General features: G+C 61.7%; 21 protein-coding genes and 1 riboswitch. Of the genes, 16 read left to right on the top strand and 5 right to left on the bottom strand.

The features are described 5' to 3' along the window. Positions 1-73 precede the first annotated feature (73 nt). A riboswitch (cobalamin riboswitch) is annotated at positions 74-310 on the top strand. 80 nt (positions 311-390) lie between these two features. The 13 genes from cobO (at position 391) to ACA046_RS08070 (ending at position 12,558) form a co-directional block, all read left to right on the top strand. After that, positions 391-1,002 carry a cob(I)yrinic acid a,c-diamide adenosyltransferase gene (gene cobO / locus ACA046_RS08010; protein ID WP_445572966.1) on the top strand — a complete coding sequence of 204 codons (612 nt, stop codon included), beginning with the start codon at positions 391-393 and terminating at the stop codon, positions 1,000-1,002. Further along, positions 999-2,390, top strand: a complete 1,392-nt coding sequence (locus ACA046_RS08015) for a cobyrinic acid a,c-diamide synthase CobB (RefSeq protein WP_497676237.1) — start codon at positions 999-1,001, stop codon at positions 2,388-2,390. The genes cobO and ACA046_RS08015 overlap by 4 nt, the downstream gene beginning before the upstream one ends. Continuing rightward, complete coding sequence (gene bluB / locus ACA046_RS08020; RefSeq protein WP_177026428.1) at positions 2,387-3,037, top strand: 5,6-dimethylbenzimidazole synthase; 651 nt, start codon at positions 2,387-2,389, stop codon at positions 3,035-3,037. The genes ACA046_RS08015 and bluB overlap by 4 nt, the downstream gene beginning before the upstream one ends. After that, complete coding sequence (gene cbiB, locus ACA046_RS08025) at positions 3,034-3,942, top strand: adenosylcobinamide-phosphate synthase CbiB (RefSeq protein ID WP_497676238.1); 909 nt, start codon at positions 3,034-3,036, stop codon at positions 3,940-3,942. Before bluB ends, cbiB begins: the two co-directional genes overlap by 4 nt. Then, positions 3,935-4,924, top strand: a complete 990-nt coding sequence (gene cobD / locus ACA046_RS08030) for a threonine-phosphate decarboxylase CobD (RefSeq protein WP_167662677.1) — start codon at positions 3,935-3,937, stop codon at positions 4,922-4,924. Before cbiB ends, cobD begins: the two co-directional genes overlap by 8 nt. Further along, positions 4,921-6,372, top strand: a complete 1,452-nt coding sequence (locus ACA046_RS08035) for a cobyric acid synthase (protein ID WP_459026900.1) — start codon at positions 4,921-4,923, stop codon at positions 6,370-6,372. The genes cobD and ACA046_RS08035 overlap by 4 nt, the downstream gene beginning before the upstream one ends. 898 nt (positions 6,373-7,270) lie before the next feature. Further along, a complete protein-coding gene (gene cobU / locus ACA046_RS08040; RefSeq protein ID WP_459026902.1) occupies positions 7,271-7,792 on the top strand; it encodes a bifunctional adenosylcobinamide kinase/adenosylcobinamide-phosphate guanylyltransferase in 522 nt (173 codons plus the stop codon). Then, positions 7,789-8,844, top strand: a complete 1,056-nt coding sequence (gene cobT, locus ACA046_RS08045; RefSeq protein WP_459026904.1) for a nicotinate-nucleotide--dimethylbenzimidazole phosphoribosyltransferase — start codon at positions 7,789-7,791, stop codon at positions 8,842-8,844. Before cobU ends, cobT begins: the two co-directional genes overlap by 4 nt. Next, complete coding sequence (cobC, locus tag ACA046_RS08050; RefSeq protein WP_497676239.1) at positions 8,841-9,416, top strand: alpha-ribazole phosphatase family protein; 576 nt, start codon at positions 8,841-8,843, stop codon at positions 9,414-9,416. The genes cobT and cobC overlap by 4 nt, the downstream gene beginning before the upstream one ends. Positions 9,417-9,418: 2 nt before the next feature. Then, complete coding sequence (locus ACA046_RS08055) at positions 9,419-10,147, top strand: adenosylcobinamide-GDP ribazoletransferase (RefSeq protein ID WP_459026908.1); 729 nt, start codon at positions 9,419-9,421, stop codon at positions 10,145-10,147. A gap of 42 nt (positions 10,148-10,189) precedes the next feature. Beyond that, positions 10,190-10,594 (top strand): MarR family winged helix-turn-helix transcriptional regulator, encoded by a 405-nt coding sequence (locus ACA046_RS08060; RefSeq protein WP_459026910.1) that lies wholly within the window; start codon positions 10,190-10,192, stop codon positions 10,592-10,594. A 62-nt stretch (positions 10,595-10,656) separates the two neighbouring features. Then, entirely contained in the window at positions 10,657-11,856 is a 1,200-nt protein-coding gene (locus tag ACA046_RS08065; protein ID WP_497677055.1) for an MFS transporter, read from the top strand. Between the two features lie 150 nt (positions 11,857-12,006). Then, positions 12,007-12,558 (top strand): glutathione peroxidase, encoded by a 552-nt coding sequence (locus ACA046_RS08070; protein WP_497676240.1) that lies wholly within the window; start codon positions 12,007-12,009, stop codon positions 12,556-12,558. A gap of 65 nt (positions 12,559-12,623) precedes the next feature. Here the strand turns inward: ACA046_RS08070 and ACA046_RS08075 are convergent, their stop codons facing one another. The 3 genes from ACA046_RS08075 to ACA046_RS08085 form a co-directional block, all read right to left on the bottom strand. Further along, positions 12,624-13,913 (bottom strand): OmpP1/FadL family transporter, encoded by a 1,290-nt coding sequence (locus ACA046_RS08075; protein ID WP_076014734.1) that lies wholly within the window; start codon positions 13,911-13,913, stop codon positions 12,624-12,626. 146 nt (positions 13,914-14,059) lie between these two features. Beyond that, positions 14,060-14,542: a hypothetical protein gene (locus tag ACA046_RS08080; protein ID WP_076014733.1), complete on the bottom strand. Its 483-nt coding sequence runs from the start codon at positions 14,540-14,542 to the stop codon at positions 14,060-14,062. Between the two features lie 265 nt (positions 14,543-14,807). Then, positions 14,808-15,032, bottom strand: coding sequence for a hypothetical protein (locus ACA046_RS08085; RefSeq protein WP_003214941.1), 225 nt, complete (start codon positions 15,030-15,032; stop codon positions 14,808-14,810). An 846-nt stretch (positions 15,033-15,878) separates the two neighbouring features. Here ACA046_RS08085 and ACA046_RS08090 point away from each other — a divergent pair. Next, the gene (locus tag ACA046_RS08090; protein ID WP_026078187.1) at positions 15,879-16,202 is read left to right on the top strand and encodes an SEL1-like repeat protein; all 324 of its coding nucleotides are present in this window, start codon (positions 15,879-15,881) and stop codon (positions 16,200-16,202) included. 175 nt (positions 16,203-16,377) lie between these two features. Further along, positions 16,378-17,742, top strand: coding sequence for a DNA recombination protein RmuC (locus tag ACA046_RS08095; protein WP_459029221.1), 1,365 nt, complete (start codon positions 16,378-16,380; stop codon positions 17,740-17,742). Positions 17,743-17,844: 102 nt separating this feature from the next. Here ACA046_RS08095 and ACA046_RS08100 read toward each other — a convergent pair whose 3' ends face one another. After that, the gene (locus tag ACA046_RS08100; RefSeq protein WP_497676241.1) at positions 17,845-21,315 is read right to left on the bottom strand and encodes a hybrid sensor histidine kinase/response regulator; all 3,471 of its coding nucleotides are present in this window, start codon (positions 21,313-21,315) and stop codon (positions 17,845-17,847) included. Positions 21,316-21,435: 120 nt separating this feature from the next. Continuing rightward, on the bottom strand, positions 21,436-22,182 hold the full coding sequence (locus tag ACA046_RS08105) for a 3-oxoacyl-ACP reductase family protein (protein WP_063032408.1): 747 nt from the start codon (positions 22,180-22,182) through the stop codon (positions 21,436-21,438). A gap of 114 nt (positions 22,183-22,296) precedes the next feature. On the opposite strand from ACA046_RS08105, the gene ACA046_RS08110 reads away from it, so the two are divergent. Beyond that, positions 22,297-23,220 (top strand): LysR family transcriptional regulator, encoded by a 924-nt coding sequence (locus ACA046_RS08110; RefSeq protein ID WP_318302125.1) that lies wholly within the window; start codon positions 22,297-22,299, stop codon positions 23,218-23,220. Positions 23,221-23,260 lie beyond the last annotated feature (40 nt).

A 23,260-nucleotide genomic window follows, 5' to 3' on the forward strand; every position in this document is an offset into this window, starting at 1 on the left:
TAGAGGCGCACAGCGGCCCGATGGTTCACGCGCATGTCCGGCTTTAATTGACGCTCCACCCCCAACCCACTAACCTTCGCGGCTTGTTTCAGGTGCTCTGTGGCGTACGCGCCGACTGAGTGAAACAGGGGAGCCGGTGAGTGAGCGCATTTTTCTACAGTGCCGCCACGATCCCGGCGCTGCCCCCGCAACGGTAAATGAGTCAAGACGGTGCCTTAAGCCACTGTATCGCCCGCGATATGGGAAGGCGCACCCTCGGCATCCAATGCCACTCATGAGCCCGGAGACCGGCCTGATCCATCCAACAGCATCACGGTGGGCGATGCTTGGCTGTCTGTATGTGTCTTTTTCCTGCCCGCCGTTTTTGTCCAGCGCCAACGGAGAGCTGCCATGACTGAATCCCCCGATCGTGACGAACGCCACCTGGCGCGCATGCTGCGCAAAAAAGCCGTGATTGATGAGCGCATTGCCAATTCACCGAACGAGTGCGGGTTGCTGCTGGTGCTCACCGGCAATGGCAAGGGCAAGAGCAGCTCCGCTTTCGGCATGCTGGCCCGGGCCATGGGCCACGGCATGCAGTGCGGTGTGGTGCAGTTCATCAAGGGCCGCAACAGCACCGGTGAAGAAATGTTCTTCCGGCGTTTCCCCGAGCAGGTGCGCTTCCACGTGATGGGCGAAGGTTTTACCTGGGAAACCCAGGACCGTGCGCGCGACATCGTGGCCGCCGAAGCCGCCTGGGCGGTCTCCCGGGAAATGCTGCAGAACCCGGCCATTGGCCTGGTGGTGCTGGACGAGCTGAACATCGCCCTCAAGCACGGCTACCTCGACCTGGACCAGGTGCTCAGCGACCTGCAGGCCCGCCCGCCCATGCAGCACGTGCTGGTGACCGGCCGTGGCGCCAAACCCGAATTGATCGAAATGGCCGACACCGTGACTGAAATGGGCATGCTCAAGCACGCCTTCCAGGCCGGTATCAAGGCGCAGAAAGGCATCGAACTTTGAATCAGCCCCGTCACTGTCCTGCTGTCCTGATCGCCGCACCGGCGTCCGGCCAGGGCAAAACCACCGTCACCGCCGCGCTGGCCCGTTTGCACCGCAACCTGGGGCGCAAGGTGCGGGTGTTCAAATGCGGCCCGGACTTTCTCGACCCGATGATCCACGAGCGCGCCAGTGGTGCGCCGGTCTATCAATTGGACATGTGGATGGTGGGCGAGCAGGAAAGTCGCCGGTTGCTGTGGGAAGCGGCGGGGGAAGCCGACCTGATCCTGATCGAAGGCGTGATGGGCCTGTTCGACGGCACGCCGTCCAGCGCCGACCTGGCGCGGCACTTTGGCGTGCCGGTACTGGCGGTGATCGACGGCACGGCCATGGCCCAGACCTTCGGCGCCCTGGCATTGGGCCTGGCGCGCTACCAGCCGGACCTGCCGTTTGCCGGCGTGCTGGCCAACCGTGTTGGTACGCTGCGCCATGCGCAATTGCTCGAAGGCAGCCTTACCGAAGGCCTGCGCTGGTATGGCGCGCTGTCCCGGGAAACCGGCATCGAGTTGCCCAGCCGCCACCTTGGCCTGGTGCAGGCCAGCGAACTGAACGACCTTGATCTGCGCCTCGACGCCGCCGCCCAAGCCTTGGGCAGCAGTTGCGAGGTAGCGCTGCCACCGCCGGTGGAATTCGCCGCACCCGAGGTGATCGAGACCCAACCGTTGCTGGCCGGCGTGCGCATTGCCGTGGCCCGCGACGAAGCCTTCGCCTTTACCTACGGCGCGAGCCTCGACCTGCTGCGGGCGATGGGCGCCGAACTGTGCTTCTTCTCGCCTATTCGTGACCGCGTGTTGCCCGAAGCCGACAGCCTCTACCTGCCGGGCGGTTACCCGGAACTGCATCACCAGGCGCTGTCGGAAAATACCCCGATGCTGGACGCCATTCGCGCCCATCACGCTGCCGGCAAGCCGCTGCTGGCCGAATGCGGTGGCATGCTCTATCTGCTGGACTCGCTCACCGATGTCGACGGCACCCGTGCCGAACTGGTGGGCCTGCTCCAGGGTGATGCCGTGATGCAGAAACGTCTGGCGGCACTGGCCCTGCAAAATGTCGAACTGCCCGAAGGCCTGCTGCGTGGCCACACTTATCATCACTCGTTGACCAGCACCGAATGGCAGCCGATTGCCCGCGGCCTGAGCCCGAATGGCGGGCGCGGCGCCGAGGCGGTTTATCGTCAGGGCCGGATGACGGCTTCCTACGTGCACTTTTACTTCCCGTCCAACCCGACAGCGGTGGCTGCCCTGTTTGCGCCAAGCCTTGAGACCGCCATCGCAGGCAAGCCAGCTCCCACAGTTGACCGAGTTGAAACGCAATCTACTGTGGGAGCGGGCTTGCCCGCGATGAGGCCATGACTGACAACGCCTTTCCGGAAGCCGACCGCGAAGCCGTCTACCGCGCCATCGCCGAACGCCGCGACATGCGCCACTTCAGCGGCGGCACCGTCGCACCTGAATTGCTCCACCGCCTGCTGCAAGCCGCCCACCAGGCGCCGAGCGTCGGCTTGATGCAGCCCTGGCGTTTTATCCGCATCAGCGACCGCAACCTGCGCGGCCAGATCCAGCAGTTGGTGGAAGAAGAACGCGTACGCACCGCCGAAGCCCTCGGCGAGCGCTCCGACCAGTTCATGAAGCTCAAGGTCGAAGGCATCAACGACTGCGCCGAAGTACTGGTGGCGGCGTTGATGGACGATCGCGAACGGCATATTTTCGGGCGCCGCACCTTGCCGGAAATGGACATGGCCTCGTTGTCCTGCGCGATCCAGAATCTATGGCTGGCAGCCCGCGTCGAAGGGCTGGGCATGGGCTGGGTCTCGCTGTTCGAGCCCCAGGCCCTGGCCGACCTGCTGGGCCTGCCGCCCGGCGCCAAGCCGTTGGCGGTGTTGTGCCTGGGCCCGGTGACCGAGTTCTACCCGGCACCGATGTTGCAGCTCGAAGGCTGGACCGAACCACGGCCACTGAGTGACATGTTGTATGAGAATGTTTGGGGAGTGAGTCAATGAGTGTGGCCTTGCTGAGTGTCGCTGCGGTGGCGCTGGATGCGCTGCTGGGCGAGCCCAGGCGCTGGCATCCGCTGGTGGCGTTCGGTAATTTTGCCGGGCGCATCGAGCAGCGTTTCAACTCCGGCGGCCGTGGCTGGCGCAGTCATGGGGTCACCGCGTGGGTGATCGCGGTGGTGCCGTTGACCCTGTTGGCCACGGCCCTGTCGTGGGCGCCGTATATCGGCTGGGTATTGGAAATCCTCGCGCTGTACTGCGCACTGGGCATGCGTAGCCTCGGCGAACACGTGCTGCCGGTGGCGCAGGCGCTGCGCAGCGATGACCTGGGCGAGGCGCGCCAACGCGTCAGCTACCTGGTGAGCCGCCAGACCAGCGAACTGGACCAAACGGAAGTCGCCCGCGCGGCCACCGAATCGGTGCTGGAAAACGGCAGCGATGCAGTGTTCGCTGCACTGTTCTGGTTTGTGGTCGCTGGCGTGCCCGGTGTAGTGCTCTATCGGTTGAGCAACACTCTGGATGCCATGTGGGGCTATCGCAATGAACGCTTTGAGCGTTTCGGCTGGGCCGCGGCAAAGATCGACGACGTGCTCAACTACATTCCGGCGCGCCTGGTGGCGTTGACCTACGCACTGCTGGGCAAAACCCGCCTAGCCCTCAAATGCTGGCGTACTCAGGGTCCGACCTGGGACAGCCCCAACGCCGGCCCGGTGATGGCGGCAGGTGCCGGCGCCCTCGGCGTGGAGCTGGGTGGTGCAGCGATTTATCACGGCGAGTTGCACCAGCGCCCGCAACTGGGCGAAGGTCCGCCTGCAGATGCGGATTCCATCGAGCGCGGCTGGCAACTGGTGCAACGCGGCGTGTGGCTGTGGTTGTTGATCCTGTGTGTGGGGGCTGAATTTTATGCTTGAGCACGGTGGCCGCTTGCGTAAGGCGGCGTTGCAATACGGCATTCCAGAGGCCGATTGGCTCGACCTGTCCAGCGGCCTGGCGCCGTGGCCGTTCCCGATCCCGGACATCCCGCTGCGGGCCTGGGCGCGCCTGCCTGAAACCGATGACGGCCTGGAACAGGCCGCCTGCGAATATTACGGCGCGACCCACGTACTACCAGTGGCCGGATCCCAGGCCGCGATCCAGTTATTGCCGCGCCTGCGCCGGACGGGCAAGGTCGGGGTGCTGTCGCCGTGCTACGCCGAGCATGCTGAAGCCTGGCGTCGCGCCGGCTATATCGTGCGCGAAGTGTTGGAGCAGGAAGTCGACTTCTTCCTCGACAGCCTCGACGTATTGGTGGTGGTCAACCCCAACAACCCCACCGGCCTGAGCCTGACGCCACAACGCCTGCTGGACTGGCATGCACGGTTGGCCCAGCGTGGCGGCTGGCTGGTGGTGGACGAAGCGTTTATGGACATCACCCCGCAACTGAGCCTGGCGAGCCAAGCCCATCAGGTTGGCCTGATTGTGCTGCGCTCCTTTGGCAAATTCTTCGGTCTGGCCGGCGTGCGGCTAGGGTTTGTGCTGGCCGAGCGCAAGCTGCTCAAGCTGCTTGCCGAACAGGTGGGGCCGTGGGCGGTCAGTGGGCCGACGCGGGTGCTTGGGCAAGCATGCCTGCGTGATACCGCCGGCCATGCGCAACAGCGGTTGCGTTGCGAGTCGGCCAGCCAGCGTCTGTTTGACCTGCTTGAACGCCATGGCCTGCGGCCTCAGGGTGGCTGCGCGTTGTTCCAGTGGATGATCACCGACCGCGCCGGGCAGTTGCATGAATTCCTGGCCCAGCGCGGGATTCTGCTGCGCCTGTTTGTCGACAACAGCAGTCTGCGTTTCGGCCTGCCGGATACCGAGGCCGACTGGCTGCGGCTCGATCAGGCGCTAAGCGCCTACAAGGAAGCCCCATGAGTACCTTGATGGTGCAGGGCACCACATCCGACGCGGGCAAAAGCACGCTGGTGACCGCACTTTGCCGCTGGCTGGTGCGCCAGGGCATACCGGTGGTGCCCTTCAAGCCGCAGAACATGGCGCTCAACAGCGCCGTGACTGCCGAAGGCGGCGAAATCGGCCGGGCCCAAGCGGTGCAGGCCCAGGCCGCCAACCTGGCGCCCCACACCGACATGAACCCGGTGCTGCTCAAACCTAACAGCGACACGGGCTCCCAAGTGATTATCCATGGGCGCGCCGTGACCACCATGAATGCGGTGGCTTATCACGATTACAAAGCCATCGCGATGCAGGCGGTGTTGGCCTCCCATGCGCGGTTGAGTGCGGCGTATCCGGTGGTGATGGTCGAGGGCGCGGGTTCGCCGGCCGAGATCAATCTGCGGGCGAACGACATTGCCAACATGGGCTTTGCCGAAGCGGTGGACTGCCCGGTGCTGCTGATTGCCGACATCAATCGTGGCGGGGTGTTTGCGCACCTTGTGGGTACGCTGGAATTGTTGTCGCCGAGCGAACAGGCGCGGGTCAAAGGCTTCATCATCAATCGGTTTCGCGGGGATATTGCGCTGTTGCAGCCAGGGCTCGATTGGCTGGAAGCGCGTACCGGCAAGCCGGTGGTGGGGGTGTTGCCGTATGTGATGGATTTGCATCTGGAGGCTGAGGACGGCATCGACCGGCGCCAGATCGACAAGGCGGCGCAGGTGCTCAAGGTGGTGGTGCCGGTATTGCCGCGGATCAGTAATCACACGGATTTTGATCCGTTGCGGTTGCATCCGCAGGTGGATTTGCAGTTTGTGGGGCCGGGGCAGGCGATTCCTGCGGCGGACCTGATTATTTTGCCGGGCTCGAAGAGTGTGCGCAGTGATTTGGCGTATTTGCGGGCCAATGGGTGGGACACGGCGGTGGCGCGGCATCTGCGTTATGGCGGGAAGGTGTTGGGGATTTGTGGTGGGTTGCAGATGCTCGGGGAGCAGGTGCATGACCCGCTTGGGTTGGAAGGACCTTGCGGATCGAGTGTGGGGTTGGGGTTGTTGGCGTTCAGTACGACGCTTGCGCAGGAGAAGCAGCTGCGTAATGTGCGGGGGCGGTTGTTGCTGGAGGATGCCGAGGTGAGTGGGTATGAGATCCACGCGGGCGTTACCAGTGGCGCTGGTTTGGTGCGGGCTGCGGTGCAGTTGGACGATGGGCGTCGGGATGGGGCGCAGAGTGAGGATGGGCAGGTTCTTGGGACCTATTTGCATGGGTTGTTTGAGAGCCCAGCGGCTTGTGGGGCGTTGTTGCGGTGGGCTGGGTTGGAGGATGTGCAATCGGTGGATTATCACGGGTTGCGGGAGCGGGATATTGAGCGGTTGGCGGATTTGGTAGAGCGGCATTTGGATACGGGTTTGTTGCGTTCGTTGTGTGGGGTTTGATTTTTTTTGGGCCGTGTACATATCCGTTATTTAGGTAACGGCGACCTATGGTTCCGCTCTTACAGCGGGTCACTTTTGGCAAACGCCCGGAATGCCGGCCCAGCCAAAAGTAACCAAAAGGTCTTTGCCCCACCACTCGGTGCCTCGCTTAGGCTCGGCATGCCCGCACTCCGGCCCGGTTCCGCGGGCCGCCGCGACGGGCCATCCATGGCCCGGCGCGGCTAAATCGGCTTCCCTGCCGATTTACCCGCTCCACCGTGCCTACTTGCGGCCATCGTGGTTGACGGGGCCCGCAGATCAAGATCAAAAGCCAGATCAAAAGCAACAGCAAAGCGGCCTACAGGCCGGCTTGAGTGTTAGAAGCAGAGGCAAGATCCAGAGCGAAAGCAGAGCTGCTGTTCTGTAGGAGCGAGCTTGCTCGCGAAAAACCTGAGACCGCCGCGTTCATCCAGAATGCCCGCGTCATCGTTAACGACCTTCGCGAGCAAGCCCGCTCCCACATTTGGACCGTGCCCGCTTTAGCTTCTGATTTTGCTGTTGCTGTTGCTTCACCACACTCAAGCCGGCCTGTAGGCCGCTGTGCTCTTGATCTGCTTGTGATCTTGATCTTAGGCGCCCCGTTAAACCACGCTGGCCGAACGCAGGCTTTGGAGCGTGGGTAACCCGGCAGGACGCCGGGTTAGCCGCGCTGGGCCAAGGATGGCCCATCGCGGCGGCCCACGCTCCAAAGCCGGAGTGAGGGCACACCGAGCCCAAGCGAGGTGCCGAGTGGTGGGGCAAGAGCCCTTTTGGTTACTTTTGGGGCTCTTTTCCAAAAGTGACCCGCTGTAAGAGCGGAACCCATATCAGCCGTTACAAAAATAACGGATACACACACAGTCAAAAACAGGCACAACCCATGCTCCAGTTGATCCTCGGCGGCGCCCGCTCCGGCAAAAGCCGCCTGGCTGAAAAGCTCGCCACCGACAGCGGCCTAAGCGTCACCTACATAGCGACGAGCCAACCCCTGGACGGCGAAATGACCGCACGCATCGCCCACCACCGCGAGCGCCGCCCGGCCGAATGGGGCCTGATCGAAGAGCCCATCGAACTGGCCCGTGTCCTCAAGGAAAACGCCAGCCCGAACCATTGCCTGCTGGTCGATTGCCTGACTTTATGGCTCACCAATCTGCTGATGCTCGAAGACCCCGACCGTCTCAACGACGAGCGCGAGGCCTTGCTACAAACCCTGGCCACCCTCCCAGGAGAAATCATTTTTGTCAGCAACGAGACCGGACTGGGTGTCGTGCCGCTGGGCGAATTGACTCGCCGCTATGTCGATGAAGCCGGATGGCTGCATCAAGCCTTGGCCGAACGTTGTCAGCGCGTTGTCCTGACCGTCGCCGGCCTGCCCCTGACTTTAAAAGGTACTGCGTTATGACCGACACCTGGTGGCTCAACCCCTGCAAAGCAATCGACACCCAAGCCCACGAACAAGCCCTGGCCCGTCAGCAGCAACTGACCAAGCCCGCCGGCTCCCTCGGCCAACTGGAAGCCGTGGCAGTCCAACTGGCCGGCCTCCAGGGCCAGGTCAAACCCAGCGTCGACCACCTGTGGATCGCCATCTTCGCCGGCGACCACGGCGTAGTCGCCGAAGGTGTCTCTGCCTTCCCCCAGGAAGTCACCGGCCAGATGCTCCACAACTTCGTCACCGGCGGCGCCGCCATCAGCGTGCTGGCCCGCCAACTCGACGCGAAACTGGAAGTAGTCGACCTCGGCACCATCACCCCAACCTTGAGCCTGCCCGGCGTACGCCACCTCAACATCGGCGCCGGCACCGCCAACTTCGTCAACGGCCCGGCCATGACCGACGCCCAAGGCCGCCTGGCCTTGCAAGCCGGCCGCGACAGCGTGCACCGCGCCACCGCGAACGGCGCGCAACTGTTTATCGGCGGCGAAATGGGCATCGGCAACACCACCGCCGCCAGTGCCCTGGCCTGCGCACTGCTGGACTGCCAGGTCAGCGACCTGACCGGCCCCGGCACCGGCCTGAACGCCCAGGGCGTCAGCCACAAAGTCGCCGTCATCCAGCGCGCCTTGGCACTGCACGCAGGCGACCGTGACGACGCCCTGAAAACCCTGTTCAACCTCGGCGGCTTTGAAATTGCGGCGCTGGTCGGCGCCTACCTGGCCTGCGCTCAAGAAGGTGTCGTGGTGCTGGTGGACGGTTTTATCTGCACGGTCGCGGCGCTGGTCGCCACGCGCCTGAATCCCGGCTGCCGCGAATGGCTGCTGTTCGGCCATCGCGGTGCCGAGCCTGGCCACCGCCATGTGCTGCAAAGCCTCAATGCCGAACCACTGCTGGAACTCGGCCTGCGCCTGGGCGAAGGCAGCGGCGCCGCGTTGGCCGTACCGTTGTTGCGCCTGGCCTGCGCGCTGCACGGGCAGATGGCAACCTTCGCCGAGGCGGCCGTGGCGGACCGTCCGGCATGACGTTGCACCTGGACCTGCTGCGCCATGGCGAAACCGAACTGGGCGGCGGCTTGCGCGGCAGCCTGGACGATGCCCTCACCGCCAAGGGCTGGGAGCAGATGCGTGCGGCGGTGGTGGAGCAGGGCCCGTGGGACCGACTGGTCAGCTCGCCGCTGCAACGTTGCGCACGGTTTGCTGATGAGCTGGGCGCGCGCCTGAACCTGCCGGTCACCCTGGAAAAAGATCTACAGGAGCTACACTTCGGCGCCTGGGAAGGGCAGAGCGCCGCAGCCTTGATGGAAACCGATGCCGAAGCGCTGGGCCTGTTCTGGGCTGACCCCTACAGTTTTACACCGCCGCAGGGCGAGCCGGTTTCGCAGTTCTCCGCGCGCGTACTGGGTGCTGTCGCTCGCTTGCATCAAGCTTATGACGGCCAGCGAGTGCTGCTGATCAGCCACGGTGGAGTCATGCGTTTGCTATTGGCCCAGGCGCGTGGTTTACCTCGTGAGCAACTGCTGAATGTCGAAGTCGGCCACGGTGGCCTGTTCAGCCTGCAGATCGAGGCTGGTGGCGTATTAAGGGAAGGAATCTGAGCATGTTGCCGTTCTGGATCGCCTTGCAGTTTCTCAGCAGCCTGCCGATTCGCTTGCCGGGCATGCCGCAGCCGCAGGAGTTGGGGCGGTCATTGCTGTTTTATCCGCTGGTGGGGCTGTTGTTCGGACTGCTGCTGTGGGGCTTGAACGCCGTATTGATGGGCGCGCCATTGCTGCTGCACGCCGCGTTGTTGTTGACCGCGTGGGTGTTGCTCAGTGGCGGCCTGCACCTGGACGGCCTGGCCGACAGCGCGGACGCCTGGCTCGGTGGCTTCGGCGACCGCGAGCGCACCCTGACCATCATGAAAGACCCGCGCAGCGGGCCGATTGCGGTGGTCACCCTGGGCCTGGTGCTGCTGCTCAAGTTCACCGCGCTGGTGGCGTTGATCGAGCAGCACAACGGCGCCGCGCTGATCCTCGCACCGTTGATTGGCCGCGCTTCGATGTTGGCGCTGTTTCTCACCACGCGCTATGTGCGTGCCGGTGGGTTAGGGCAGGCCTTGGCGGACCATTTGCCACGCATCGTCGGCCAACAGGTGCTGATCCTCAGCGGTCTGGCGTGTATCCTGATCGGCGGTTTCAGCGGCGGGATTGCCGTGTTGCTGGCGGCCGTTTGCTTTATCGGCTTGCGCCAACTGATGGTCAATCGCCTCGGTGGCACCACCGGCGACACCGCAGGCGCGCTGTTGGAGTTGCTGGAAGTGGCTGTATTGATCGGTCTGGCGCTGTAACAGTTTCTTGCATTTCATTAATCCCGGGTATATACACGCTCTATGCTTGCTTCCCAATGTTTATGCACCAACCTGCGTCGCGCCGCTCGTGGCGTCAGCAGGCATTACGACGGCGCTCTCGATGGCTTCGGGATCAACGTTGCCCAGTATTCTTTGCTGTGTAACCTGCAGCGCCTCGATCAACCGAGCATTTCCAGCCTGGCCGACGCCATGGGCCTGGATCGCAGTACGCTGGGGCGTAACCTGCGGGTGCTGGAGGGCGAGGGCCTGGTGCAAATGGTAGAGGGCGATGACCTGCGTAACCGCCTGGTGTTGTTGACCGAGTCGGGCAATGAACGGCTTTCTGCGGCATTGCCTGCCTGGGAAGCGGCGCAGCAGAAATTGATTGATAAGTTGGGCGCCGAAAAGCGCGAAACCCTGTTGGCCTTGCTGGACGAACTCGCTTGACGCGAGTTTGTTCGATGACAAGCGGGTATATACCCGCGACCGGAGAATAAGAAATGACCTCGATGTGGCGCACCAGTGGCTGGATTCTTGTGGGGAGTGCGCTGATCCTCGCGTTGTCCTTGGGCGTGCGGCATGGCTTTGGCCTGTTCCTGGCGCCCATGAGTGCCGAGTTCGGCTGGGGCCGTGAAACTTTTGCCTTTGCCATCGCCTTGCAAAACCTGATCTGGGGCCTCGCACAGCCGTTTACCGGCGCTTTGGCCGACCGCTTCGGCGCTGCCAAGGTGGTGATGATCGGTGGTGTGCTGTATGCCCTGGGCCTGGTGTTCATGGGCTTGTCGGATTCAGCGTGGTCGCTGTCCCTGAGTGCCGGGTTGCTGATCGGTATTGGCCTGTCGGGCACCTCGTTCTCGGTGATCCTTGGCGTGGTGGGGCGCGCCGTGGCGCCGGAAAAACGCAGCATGGCCATGGGCATCGCCAGCGCCGCCGGCTCCTTCGGCCAGTTCGCCATGTTGCCAGGCACTCTGGGTTTGATCGGCTGGCTCGGCTGGTCCGCCGCGTTGCTGGTGCTGGGTGTGATGGTGGCGCTGATCGTGCCGTTGGTGACCATGCTCAAGGACCGTCCGCTGCCCGCGGTAGCTGGTCAACAGACCCTGCGTGAGGCCTTGAGCGAAGCCTGCTCCCATTCAGGATTCTGGCTGTTGGCGTTCGGTTTTTTTGTCTGCGGTTTCCAGGTGGTGTTTATCGGCGTGCACTTGCCGTCGTACCTGGTGGACCAGCACCTGCCGGCCTCTGTGGGTACCACGGTACTGGCATTGATCGGCCTGTTTAATATCTTCGGCACGTATACGGCGGGATGGCTCGGCGGGCGTATGTCCAAGCCACGCTTGTTGACCGGTTTGTACCTGCTGCGGGCGGTGGTGATTGTGATCTTCCTGTGGGCGCCGGTGACGCAAACCAGCGCCTACCTGTTTGGCATGGCCATGGGCTTCCTGTGGTTGTCCACGGTGCCGCTGACCAACGGCACGGTCGCGACCTTGTTTGGTGTCAGAAACCTTTCCATGCTCGGTGGGATCGTGTTCCTGTTCCACCAACTGGGCTCGTTCCTCGGCGGCTGGTTGGGCGGGGTGGTCTATGATCGAACCGGTAGTTACGATTTGATCTGGCAGGTGGCAATCGTCCTGAGCCTGGCGGCAGCGGCCCTGAACTGGCCGGTGCGCGAGCGCCCGGTAGCACGTTTGCAGGCGCAAATGGGGGTGGCATGAATTCGACCTGGCATTGGCTCGGCGCAGCAGGAGCAGCAGTCCTGCTGCTGTTGGCGTGGTGGGGCTGGCAACAGGGCGGCCTGGCATTGATGCAGTTGGGCATGGCGATCTGTTAAGTTCTGTGTCTGAGACTTTTCAAGGACACCTGATATGCAGATGCGCTGGCTTGCAGTACCCGCTCTGATGGTGGCTTTTGGCGGTGTCGCCATGGCTGCCGATTGCCCGCCGTTGCTTGAAGGCCAGTTGCCCAAGCTGCGCGCCAAGGAATCCATCGACCTGTGCCAGCGCTTCGCCGGCAAGCCGCTGGTGATCGTCAACACCGCCAGCTTCTGCGGGTTTGCGCCGCAGTTCAAAGGGCTAGAAGCCTTGTACCAGCGCTACAAGGGCCAGGGACTGGAAGTGATCGGCGTGCCGTCCGATGACTTCAAGCAGGAAGCCAAGACTGGCGAGGAAACCGCCAAGGTGTGCTACGTGAACTACGGCGTGACCTTCACCATGACCGAGCCACAGAAGGTCAAGGGCACGGACGCGGTCCATCTGTTCAAGATCCTGGCGCAGCAGGCCAGCGCGCCGAAATGGAATTTCTACAAGTACGTGGTGGATCGCCAAGGCAAGGTGATCGCCAGCTTCTCCAGCCTGACCAAGCCTGATAACCCGGATCTGATCAAGGCAGTGGAAGAGGCGCTGGCTTCAAAACCCTGATCGTCGCCCACTAAAAAGCCCCGCCTCTTTTGCAAGAGAGCGGGGCTTTTTTATGTCGCTTTACATCAGAACTTGTACGTCACACCCAGGCCGAAACCGTTGGCGCTGTTTTCGTACTTGGCGTTGTAGGACTGGCCCAGTGCGTTAGCGCGTGCAACTTTGACAGGTTCTTCCTTGAGGTAGGAGTAAGCCAGGTCGACGGTCATGTTCGGCATTACGTCGTAGCCCAGGCCGAGACTGAAGATCGTCCGGTCACCGGTAGGGATGCGAGGCGAGCGATCAGTGTTGTTGGTCGGCGACTGGTCGAACGTCAGGCCGGTACGCAGTACCACCTGCTTGGTCACGCGGTACGAAGTACCCAGGGCGTAGGCCCAGGTATCGTGCCAGTTCTGGTCTTCCTTGATGGTGCCGACAATTTGCGGAGCCAGAGCGCCACTGCCTGCGGCGGCCGATACGCCTTCGTTATTGACGGTGATGTCTTTCAGGCGGCTCCAGCGAGTCCATGTTGCGCCCGCATAGAGTTTCCAGGCGTCGCTCAGGTCTTGAGTAACAGACAGATCCCAGGATTCAGGGGTGTCGATCTTCAGCGAAGCGTCGTAACGACCATTGTTCAAGAGACTGGCAGGAACGTTGGCCCCCTTGGTCACTTCGGTATGGCCTTCGAGCTTGTACTTCACTTTCGAGTGATAGGTCAGGCCCACTCGAGTGGTGTCAGTGGCTTGTACCAGCAGGCCGGCATTGAAGCCGAGTGCGGTGTCATCACCCTTGATCTTGATGTTGTTGGAGCCGGTCCCCGCGATTGGCAGGTTGATATCGGACTCAAGCGTACCGGCGATACGGTTGATAGTCGGACCAAAACCAATCGATACCCGGTCGTTGAAGGCATAGCTGACGGTTGGCTGGAAGGTGATGACCTTCACTTCGCTCTTACTGCCGAATGCTTTGCCCTGGAAGCCGCTTTCGTAGTCAGTCACCAGGCCAAAGGGTGCATAGACGCCGAAACCGACAGCCCATTGCTCATTGAGTTTATTGGTGTAGAAACCGAAAGGAACGGCAGTGAAAGGGACCATGTCGCCTTTGTTGCTACCGCTGGAGCGACCACTGACATCTTTGATGTTGGTGGAGGCATCAATCGCTGCAACACCACCTGTAACTTGCTGGCCTTCAAGGCGAGCCATACCGGCGGGGTTACCATAAACGGTGCTTGCGTTTTCGGCAGATGAAGAACGTCCCGCAAAACCGGTACCCATCCCGGCAACGTCTTGTTCGTTGAGGGCAAAGCCGCTCGCGAACACGTGGGAGGAGGCCATTGCAACGGCGAGGCTAAGTGTCGTCTTGAGCATTACTTTTTTCATTATTAGAACTCCGTGGTGATCACCGCTGCGGAAAGTAACAATAAATTTATGTTTGCGCTATAGGCTGAAACATAGGAGATAGAGCGGTTTTGTAGGACAATCCGACCAAAATCAACGTTTTTAGCTGAATCTTGCAAATCGCCCGGTCAACAGGCGACGTGATTCATGGTTGAAACACAGGTTTGCCAGGCCTGGGTGAAATCCCGAAGCCGACCCTGAGGGTGAAATATTTCTTTCCAGATACGCGCCATCGCCAATACATCGTCGGCTGGCGGCAAGGAAGGGCGGTGCTGTTCCACCAGCAGCCAGGCGATGGCGGTGGCGTAACGCAGGTTGACGGTCAGCTCAAGCTGCGGCCCGCTGAGGAAGGCATGCTGGCTGGCGAGGCCGCGAACCAGGCTGGCGCGCTCGGGATCCAGCGCCAGGTAGTTATCCCACAACGCACGGTGGCGCGGTTCGGTGATGCTGTAGAGGCCATGGCCGCGGCGGTCGTGCAGGGCTGATCCGAGCGCCGACTGGCTGGCGGCGATGCCCAGCAGCAGGGATTCAGCAGTCGGGTTATCACGACCCAGGTAAAGCAGGGTGGGCCGGATCACATAACGACACAATTCGCTGGCGGCGATGCCCATAAAAGCCTCAATCCATGAAATTGGTCGGCGATACCTGAGAGGGGGCTTGGCAGCAGTGAATCGGATCTCAGGCTCGCCGGAAGCGGATCATGCCGCTTGAGTTGAAGTGTAGTGTCATATTTACGACGTAAAGGACTGTTTTTAAAATATTTTTATCATTTAGTTATATCGTTTATATCAATTTAAACTTAGCGCGCCTGAATTTCAGGCAATAAAAAACCCCGGGTTTTAACCGAGGTTTTTGTGTTTCAGCGATCCGGGTCGATCAGGCAACCAGTGCCTGGCGAGTACGATCAATCACGGCCTGCAGCGGTTCTGCGCTGGAGTATTGATCGGGGTACAGGCGTTCGCTGTGACGAGCGATGCCGTGTTCGTTGACCAGGGTAAAGCTGAAGCAGCCTTTGCGAGCGGCCATGATCAGGCAGTTCATTGGTGCAAAAGCGTTGGTGAGGGTGCGAATGGCATCCTGAGTGTGGATTTGAGTGGACATATTATTGGTGTTCCTACAAATGACACGGTTAAGAACCGTGCAACGTTAAAACGTTCCAGTGACGCTGATCACCATTGATCAAGCGAAGAACCCGACTGGAACAAAGCAGCCAGTTTGAAGCGCTATTAAGTTGGCGCGCTTGGGCTGGCAGGTAGGTACTTAGGAGGGCAGGCAACACAACAGGGGCAAAGGTTCTGGGCCCAGGGTGAAGATCCTGATCAATTTGCAGGTTGGTTCTTTCAGAGTATTGAGACTTCGCGACACCCTTTGCATTGTTCAAAGGCTGTGTCGTCGCAAGTGATACCTGGAAACCATCGAGGTGGTCGATCCCTTTTTGTCGGCGGTGCCGTGAGGGAGTTGTTCGACCAGAATTGACTTTCAGCTTGGTACTAACGCCGCGGATAGTAACGGATTGAAACGATGAAAGGAAGTGTGCTAGGTAAAAAACTTTTCTGGCCGTGGTGCGTCGGTAACATTCCTCAGCAGCCGTCTGACAAAAAAACACGGTTGATATAACCGCCAGATGGGTAGTTGTGCACATTGGTTGCGTCCTGTGTCACCGTCCTGACATAAGCCCATCAGCGCCCCCGGGTGCCTGCAACTAAAATTTAAGTCAATGAAAAATCGAGCTTTTTTTTATTGGTGAAAAAATCGTCAGTTTGACTGCGGCCCCCATTCCATGGGCCTTTGCGGGAGTTACAGAACGGTTGTCCACTGAGTTATCCACAGCTTCTGTGGATTGTCCCAAGCGCTTGCTCTAGGACGGGCGTGCAGGGTTTTTTCAGCTTTACCTGTACGAAAAAAAGAGTAGAGTGGCGCGCCTTCCGTTCTGTCCCACAGTGCTTTATGAAGTTTCGCTCAGTATCACCTTCTGTTACCGACAGCCCTCAGGTTGTTACCGCACCCAAGCGCTTCTCCCTGAAAGTTGCCTTGTGGTTGCTCGACAGCCCGCGCCTGGGCCACAGCCCCAACGTCAAGCATTTCGCCGGGCATTTGCTCAAGCAACCGGCTCGCGCTGGCGTGGTGGTAGCGCAAAGCCGCCTGGGCCAGTTGATGTGCCGCGAGTGCGGCAACGCCCGGGACCGCCGCATCGGCCACGACCTGCTGCGCCAGGCCGCTCGCGCCGGCGACCGCATCGCCCAGCGTGAACTGGGCCAGATCGAAGACTGAGCTGTCCTCAATGCGCAGGCTTGGTTAACCTTCTTCTTTTCGGGTGACGGCAGGAATCGCTATGGCTTTTGACTGGACCAGTGTTGCGCTGGGTCTCGCCGGTGCTGGATTGCCGCTGTTGGGGCTGTGCTGGCAGATTCAGCGAAAACTGACCGCGCGAATGGCTGGCTGGGAATTGCTCGAAGAGCGCCTGGCCACTGCGCAACTGGCCCAGGAAGGGCTCGCTGCGCAGTTGGACGCCAGCCGCGATGAAATCAGCGACCTCAGCCAGGCCAATGCTGCCAAACAGGCCGACCTGGCTGCGGTGCGCCGCGAAGTCGAACTGCTGCAGATCGACCGCGACAATGCCCGCGACGCCGCCCACGCCTGGAACCTCGACCGTTGCGCCAAGGAAACCGAACTGCGCCGCCTGGACGCCTTGTCCGCGTCCCTGCGTGCCGAACTGCGCGAGCAACAGGAAAGCCATCAGCAACGCCTCAGCGACCTGCAAGGCTCCCGCGATGAACTGCGCGCGCAATTCGCTGAACTCGCCGGGAAGATCTTCGACGAGCGCGAACAGCGCTTCGCCGAAACCAGCCAGCAGCGCCTCGGCCAATTGCTCGACCCGCTCAAGGAGCGCATCCAGTCGTTCGAAAAGCGCGTTGAAGAAAGCTACCAGAGCGAAGCCCGCGAGCGGTTTTCCCTGGCCAAGGAACTCGAGCGCCTGCAACAACTCAACCTGCGACTGTCCGATGAAGCTACCAACCTGACCCGCGCCCTCAAGGGTCAGAAAACCCAGGGCAACTGGGGCGAGCTGATCCTGGAACGGGTATTGGAACATGCAGGCCTGGAGAAGGGCCGTGAGTACCAGACCCAGGTCAACCTCAAGGGCCCGGACGGCGAGCGCTTCCAGCCCGACGTGTTGATCATGTTGCCGGGTGACAAGCAGGTAGTGGTGGACTCCAAGGTCAGCCTGACCGCCTATCAACAGTACGTTTCCGAGGATGACCAGGCGATCGGCCAGGTGGCCCTCAAGCAACACGTACTGTCGTTGCGCAACCACGTCAAAGGCCTGGCCGGCAAGGACTACAAACGTCTCGAAGGCCTGCACAGCCTGGATTTCGTGCTGCTGTTCGTGCCCATCGAAGCCGCGTTTTCGGCCGCGCTCCAAGCCGAGCCGAACCTGTTCCAGGAAGCCTTCGATCGCAATATCGTGATCGTAAGCCCGACCACGCTGCTGGCCACCTTGCGGGTGATCGACAGCCTGTGGAAACAGGAACGGCAAAGCCAGAACGCCCGGGAAATCGCCGAGCGTGCCGGTTGGCTTTACGACAAGTTCGTGCTGTTTATCCAGGACCTGGACGAGGTGGGCAACCGCCTGCAGCAGTTGGACAAAGCCTACAGCGCAGCGCGCAACAAGCTGACCGATGGACGCGGCAACCTGGTGAGCCGTACCGAACAACTGAAGCTGCTCGGCGCCCGCGCCAGCAAAAGCCTGCCGGCCGACCTGCTGGAACGCGCGATGACCGATGAAGACGGCGTGGCGCAGTTGCCAGAATAGTCACCGGTCTCTGTGGGAGCCGACTTGCCTGCGATGCAGGCACCTCGGTCCTCCAGATACACCGAGGCGATGCCATCGCAGGCAAGCCAGCTCCCACATGGGCTAAAGCGGCAGGTGCCGGCTCAACAAGGCCCGCAATGCCGCCGGCTTCACCGGCTTGGCCAGGTAATCCAACCCTGCCGCATGCACCTGGGCCACCATCTCCGGCCGTCCATCGGCACTGATCACCACACCCGGAATCGGCTCCGCCAGTTGTGCGCGCAGCCAGCCCATCAATTCGGTGCCGGTTTCGCCGTTGTCCAGGTGGTAATCCACCAGGGCCAGTTGCGGGCGCACCCCCTCGGCCAGCAGCGCGGCACATTGTGCCTGGTCACGCGCGGTCCAGACCTCGCAGCCCCAGCGCGTGAGCAGACTGCGCATGCCGATCAGGATGCTTTCTTCGTTATCCACACACAGCACCTGGGCGCCACTCAACGGTTGGCCGTTTTCCAGTACCGGCTTGGCGGGAGCGCTGACCTGGCTGCGCGCCAACGGCACGCGCACGCTGAACACACTGCCTTTGCCCGGCCATGAGCGCACACTCAAGCGATGCCCCAGCACGCGGCACAAGCCGTCGGCAATCGCCAAGCCCAGCCCCAGGCCTTTCTCGGCACGGGTCTGGTGACTGTCCAGGCGTTTGAATTCCTCGAAGATGACTTTTTGCTTGTCCTGGGGAATGCCGGGACCACGGTCCCACACTTCAAGGCACAGTTCGCCACGACGGCGCCTGACTCCCAGCAACACCGGCCCGTCGGCATACCGGAACGCGTTGGTCAGGAAATTCTGCAACACCCTTCGCAACAACTTGATGTCGCTATCGACCCGCAAACGGCTGCCTCGCAGGCGGAAGCGCAAACCCTGTTCCTGGGCCAGCGCCTTGAACTCGGCGCCCAACGTATCGAACAGTTCATTGAGCACGAAGGGCTGGCGCTGCGGGTTGATCTTGCCGTTTTCCAGGCGTGAAATATCCAGCAGGTCGCTGATCAGGTCTTCCGCCGAACGCAGTGAACTGTCCAGATGCTGCACCAACTGCCGTGCGTCCGGCGACATGCCTTCGTTCTGGTGGGAGAGGGCGGCAGAGAACAGCCTTGCGGCGTTCAACGGCTGCATCAAGTCGTGACTGACCGCCGCGAGGAACCGGGTTTTCGACTGGCTGGCCGTCTCGGCGACACCCTTGGCATCGGTCAGGGCGACGTTGAGTTGCGACAGTTCGTGGGTACGCTCGGTCACCCGCTGCTCGAGGCCTTCGTTGGCCTCGGTCAACGCCTGCTCGGCTTCGCGGAACGCGGTGATGTCGGTGAAACTCATGACAAACCCGCCGCCCGGCATCGGGTTGCCGATCAGCTCGATCACCCGGCCATTGGGAAACAGCCGTTCGGAGGTATGCGCGCGGCCCTGGCGCATCCAGTGCAGGCGGCGCGCCACGTGCACTTCGGCCTCGCCCGGGCCGCACAGCCCGCGCTCGGCGTTGTAGCGAATGATGTCGGCAATCGGCCGGCCCACGCTGATCAGCCCTTCGGGGTAATTGAATAGCTCCAGGTACCGCCGGTTCCACGCCACTAGCCGCAACGACTGGTCCACCACGCTGATGCCCTGGGTGATGTTCTCGATGGCGCCTTGCAGCAATGCCCGGTTGAACTGCAGTACTTCCGACGCTTCGTCGGCGATGCGTACTACGTCCTCCAGCTGCATTTCCCGGCCTTCAATGGCGGCTTTCACCACCGCCCGGGTCGACGAAGCGCCGAGCACACCGGCCAGCAGGCGCTCGGTGTGGGCGATCCAATCGTTGTCGGCGTTCTGGTTAGGGTTAAAGCCTTTGCCCTGGCGATAGGCGAAGCGCACAAAACTCTGGTGAGCCCGTTCTTCACCGACAAACCGCGCCGCGAGGCTGAGCAAATCATTGATCTGCACTGAAAGCATCGAGCGGGCGCTGGCCCGCTGGCTGGTTTCCTGGCCGATAAAACGCCCGGCCTGCCAATGCTCCGACACCCGCGTACGCGACAGCATCGAGACCCACACAAACAGTGTGAAGTTACCCGCCAGGGAAAACACGGTGCCCAGCGTCAGGGACGTCACCGACAAGCCCAGCGGGTGCGAATGCAGCCACGTCATGCCTGGGAAAAGGCTGAACGACCAGCCGAGACTTTTCGCGGTGACCGGTAGGACCAAGGTGTAGAACCACAGGAACGTACCCGCCGCCAACCCGGCAAATACCCCGCGTCGGTTGGCCTGTTTCCAATACAGCGCACCGAGCATGGCCGGTGCCAGTTGCGTCACCGCCGCAAAGGCAATCTGGCCAATGGTTGCAAGGCTCGCAGAGGATCCCAGCAACCGATAACTGACATAAGCCAGCAGCAGGATGATGACAATGCTCACCCGGCGCACCGACAGCATCCAGTGACGGAAGACTTCGAACGGCCGCTCGGCGCTGGAACGGCGCAGCAGCCAGGGCAGCAGCATGTCGTTGGAGACCATGGTCGACAGCGCGATGCTCGCGACGATCACCATGCCCGTCGCCGCCGAGGCTCCGCCGATAAACGCCAGCACGGCTAGGGCCGGATGGGCTTCGGCCAATGGCAGGCTGATCACGTAGGAATCCGGCAATACCGAGCCTGGCAGCAGCATTTTCCCGCCGAGGGCAATCGGGATCACAAACAGGGCGGCCAGGATCAGATAGGCCGGGAATACCCACTTGGCCAGGCGCAGGTCCTGGGGGTCGATATTCTCCACCACGGTGACGTGAAACTGCCGGGGCAGGCAGATGATTGCCATCATCGCGACGCCGGTCTGCACCACCATCGAGGGCCAGTTGACGGTCTCTTTCCAGTATTCCTCCAGTCGCGGCGCAAGCATCGCCTGGCTGAACAAATCCTCGAACCCGTCGTACAGCCCGTAGGTCACAAACGCACCGACGGCGAGAAACGCGAACAGCTTGACCAGGGATTCAAACGCAATCGCCAGCACCATGCCTCGGTGGTGTTCCGTGGCGTCCAGGTTGCGGGTACCAAACACAATGGTGAACAACGCCAGCACCAGCGACACAATCAGCGCCGTGTCCTGGGAGCGGGTGCCGGTGGTGTCAGCGCTGGCACCGATCAGCAGGTTCACCCCCAGCACGATGCCTTTGAGCTGCAAGGCAATATAAGGCAGGACGCCCACCAGACAGATCAGCGCCACCACCACTGCAAGGGATTGGGATTTGCCATAACGGGCGGCGATAAAGTCGGCGATGGAGGTGATGTTTTCCTGCTTGCTGATCAGCACCATCTTTTGCAGGACCCACGGCGCCAACACCAGCAGCAGCACCGGCCCCAGGTAGATCGGTAAAAACGCCCATAACTGTTCGGCCGCCTGGCCTACGGCACCAAAGAATGTCCAGCTGGTGCAATACACCGCCAGCGACAGGCTATACACCCAGGCACGCATCCGCGGCGGCAATGGCGCATGGCGACGGTCACCGTAAAAGGCGATGGCAAACATAATGGCCATATAGGCCAGGGCAACGGCGGCGATCAGCCCGCTGGACAGCGTCATGAGAACTCCAGACATAAGAACGCCCGGGCATTCCCGGCCCGGGCGAACAGTCTCGCATGATGCTTGGCGTTAGTCAGTGTCGACCAAGGTCGGAGCGTGGTGTGATGTCGCAGCTTGGGTTCAGGCGCCGAAGCCGCCGTCGATGGTCAGGCTGGCGCCGGTGATATAGCCGGCTTCAGGGCCAACCAGGTAAGCGACGAAACTGGCGATCTCTTCCACATGGCCATAACGGCCCACGGCCATGAAGCCGATCAGGCTCTCGGCGAAATCACCGCTTGCCGGGTTCATGTCGGTGTCCACCGGGCCTGGCTGCACGTTATTGATGGTGATGCCCCGTGGCCCCAGGTCGCGGGCCAGGCCTTTGGTCAGGCCGACCAGCGCCGATTTGCTCATGGCGTACGGGCCGCCACCGGCAAACGGCATGCGATCGGCGTTGGTGCTGCCGATGTTGATGATGCGGCCACCTTCGCCCATGTGTCGCGCGGCTTCCTGGGTAGCGACAAACACGCTGCGCACGTTGATGGCGAGGGTTCGGTCGAAGTCTTCCAGGCTGAAATCTTCCAGCGGGCCGACGGCCAGCACGCCTGCGTTGTTCACCAGGATATCCAGGCGCCCGAAGGCTTCGACGGTGGCGTTGACGGCGCTGCGGATGGCGGCTGCGTCGGCGCTGTCAGCGTGGATCGCCAGGGCTTTGCCGCCTTCGCTGATCACGCTGTTCTGCAATGCTTCGGCCTTGGCAGCGGAGCTGACATAGGTGAAGGCGACGGCTGCGCCTTGGGCGGCCAGGCGCTTGACGATGGCGGCGCCGATACCGCGAGAACCGCCCTGGATCAAGGCGACTTTGCCGCTGAGGTTCTGTGTGGTCATGTCGATCTCCAAAAGGTGTGTTGAGGTTGGAGTCGAGTATCGACCTCGTATGGCGCCCTCGGTAGACCGTGATTGCTATAGTCTGTGTAAACCAAAAGTTTAGAGTGGGGCGATATGGAAAGCTTTGGCAGTATCGAATGCTTTGTGCGCAGCGCCGAAGGTGGCAGCTTTGCCGAAGCCGCCCGGCACCTGAGCCTGACACCGGCGGCCGTGGGTAAAAGCGTGGCCAAGCTGGAAGGACGCCTGGGTGTGCGGCTTTTTCAGCGCAGCACCCGGCGCCTGACCCTGACTGAAGCCGGCAAGCTATTCCTGGAAGAAGTCAGCGGCAGCCTCACCACTATTCAAAATGCCGTGGCCAACCTGGCCAGCGCCGAAGGGCGGCCGGTGGGAACGCTGAAAGTGAGCATGGGCACCGTGTTCGGCACCCGCTACGTGGTGCCGTTGCTGAGTGAGTTTTTGCAGCGTTTTCCGGATATCAGCCCCGACTGGCATTTCGACAATCGCCAGGTGGACCTGATCGGCCAAGGCTTTGATGTCGCGATTGGCGGTGGTTTTGAGCTGCCCCAAGGCGTGGTCGCGCGTAAGTTGGCACCGGCGCACCGGATCCTGCTGGCCTCACCGGACTACCTTGCCAAGCGCAAGCCGGTGCTCGCGCCCGAGGACCTGGGTCTCTGTAACGGCATCCTGATCCGCTCACCGCAAACCGGGCGCGTGCGCTCCTGGCAACTCACCCATCGCAACCGCGAACAGCGCCCGCTGGTGCTCAAGCCGCGCATGACCATGAGCGACTCCGGCGCCGCCTGCTGCGCCAGCGCCCAAGGCCTGGGGATTGCGCTGGTCAGCATGCCGATGGCGGTGCCGTTCCTCGACAGTGGCCAGTTGGTGCGAGTGCTGCCCGACTGGTACGTCGACGACGGCAACATCTCGCTGTACTACGCCGAACACAAGCTGCTGCCCGGCAAGACCCGGGCGTTTGTGGATTTCATTCTGGAGCAGTTTGTCGAGCGCGAGTTGGGGCGTCGGTTCAGTGCCATTTGATCCTTGTGGGGATCAACGTGTGGGAGCGGGCTTGCTCGTG

This window comes from Pseudomonas sp. LBUM1641, from assembly GCF_059716235.1.

Excerpts from the sequence above, each read along its gene's own strand:
- ACA046_RS08105 (WP_063032408.1), bottom strand. The coding sequence starts at position 22,182 with ATGACCACACAGAACCTCAGCGGCAAAGTCGCCTTGATCCAGGGCGGT.
- ACA046_RS08060 (WP_459026910.1), top strand. The coding sequence starts at position 10,190 with ATGCTTGCTTCCCAATGTTTATGCACCAACCTGCGTCGCGCCGCTCGT.
- ACA046_RS08035 (WP_459026900.1), top strand. The coding sequence starts at position 4,921 with ATGAGTACCTTGATGGTGCAGGGCACCACATCCGACGCGGGCAAAAGC.
- ACA046_RS08110 (WP_318302125.1), top strand. The coding sequence starts at position 22,297 with ATGGAAAGCTTTGGCAGTATCGAATGCTTTGTGCGCAGCGCCGAAGGT.
- ACA046_RS08075 (WP_076014734.1), bottom strand. The coding sequence starts at position 13,913 with ATGAAAAAAGTAATGCTCAAGACGACACTTAGCCTCGCCGTTGCAATG.
- cobD (WP_167662677.1), top strand. The coding sequence starts at position 3,935 with ATGCTTGAGCACGGTGGCCGCTTGCGTAAGGCGGCGTTGCAATACGGC.
- ACA046_RS08100 (WP_497676241.1), bottom strand. The coding sequence starts at position 21,315 with ATGACGCTGTCCAGCGGGCTGATCGCCGCCGTTGCCCTGGCCTATATG.
- cobO (WP_445572966.1), top strand. The coding sequence starts at position 391 with ATGACTGAATCCCCCGATCGTGACGAACGCCACCTGGCGCGCATGCTG.
- cobC (WP_497676239.1), top strand. The coding sequence starts at position 8,841 with ATGACGTTGCACCTGGACCTGCTGCGCCATGGCGAAACCGAACTGGGC.
- ACA046_RS08055 (WP_459026908.1), top strand. The coding sequence starts at position 9,419 with ATGTTGCCGTTCTGGATCGCCTTGCAGTTTCTCAGCAGCCTGCCGATT.
- cbiB (WP_497676238.1), top strand. The coding sequence starts at position 3,034 with ATGAGTGTGGCCTTGCTGAGTGTCGCTGCGGTGGCGCTGGATGCGCTG.
- cobT (WP_459026904.1), top strand. The coding sequence starts at position 7,789 with ATGACCGACACCTGGTGGCTCAACCCCTGCAAAGCAATCGACACCCAA.
- ACA046_RS08080 (WP_076014733.1), bottom strand. The coding sequence starts at position 14,542 with ATGGGCATCGCCGCCAGCGAATTGTGTCGTTATGTGATCCGGCCCACC.
- ACA046_RS08070 (WP_497676240.1), top strand. The coding sequence starts at position 12,007 with ATGCAGATGCGCTGGCTTGCAGTACCCGCTCTGATGGTGGCTTTTGGC.
- bluB (WP_177026428.1), top strand. The coding sequence starts at position 2,387 with ATGACTGACAACGCCTTTCCGGAAGCCGACCGCGAAGCCGTCTACCGC.
- ACA046_RS08085 (WP_003214941.1), bottom strand. The coding sequence starts at position 15,032 with ATGTCCACTCAAATCCACACTCAGGATGCCATTCGCACCCTCACCAAC.
- ACA046_RS08090 (WP_026078187.1), top strand. The coding sequence starts at position 15,879 with ATGAAGTTTCGCTCAGTATCACCTTCTGTTACCGACAGCCCTCAGGTT.
- ACA046_RS08065 (WP_497677055.1), top strand. The coding sequence starts at position 10,657 with ATGTGGCGCACCAGTGGCTGGATTCTTGTGGGGAGTGCGCTGATCCTC.
- cobU (WP_459026902.1), top strand. The coding sequence starts at position 7,271 with ATGCTCCAGTTGATCCTCGGCGGCGCCCGCTCCGGCAAAAGCCGCCTG.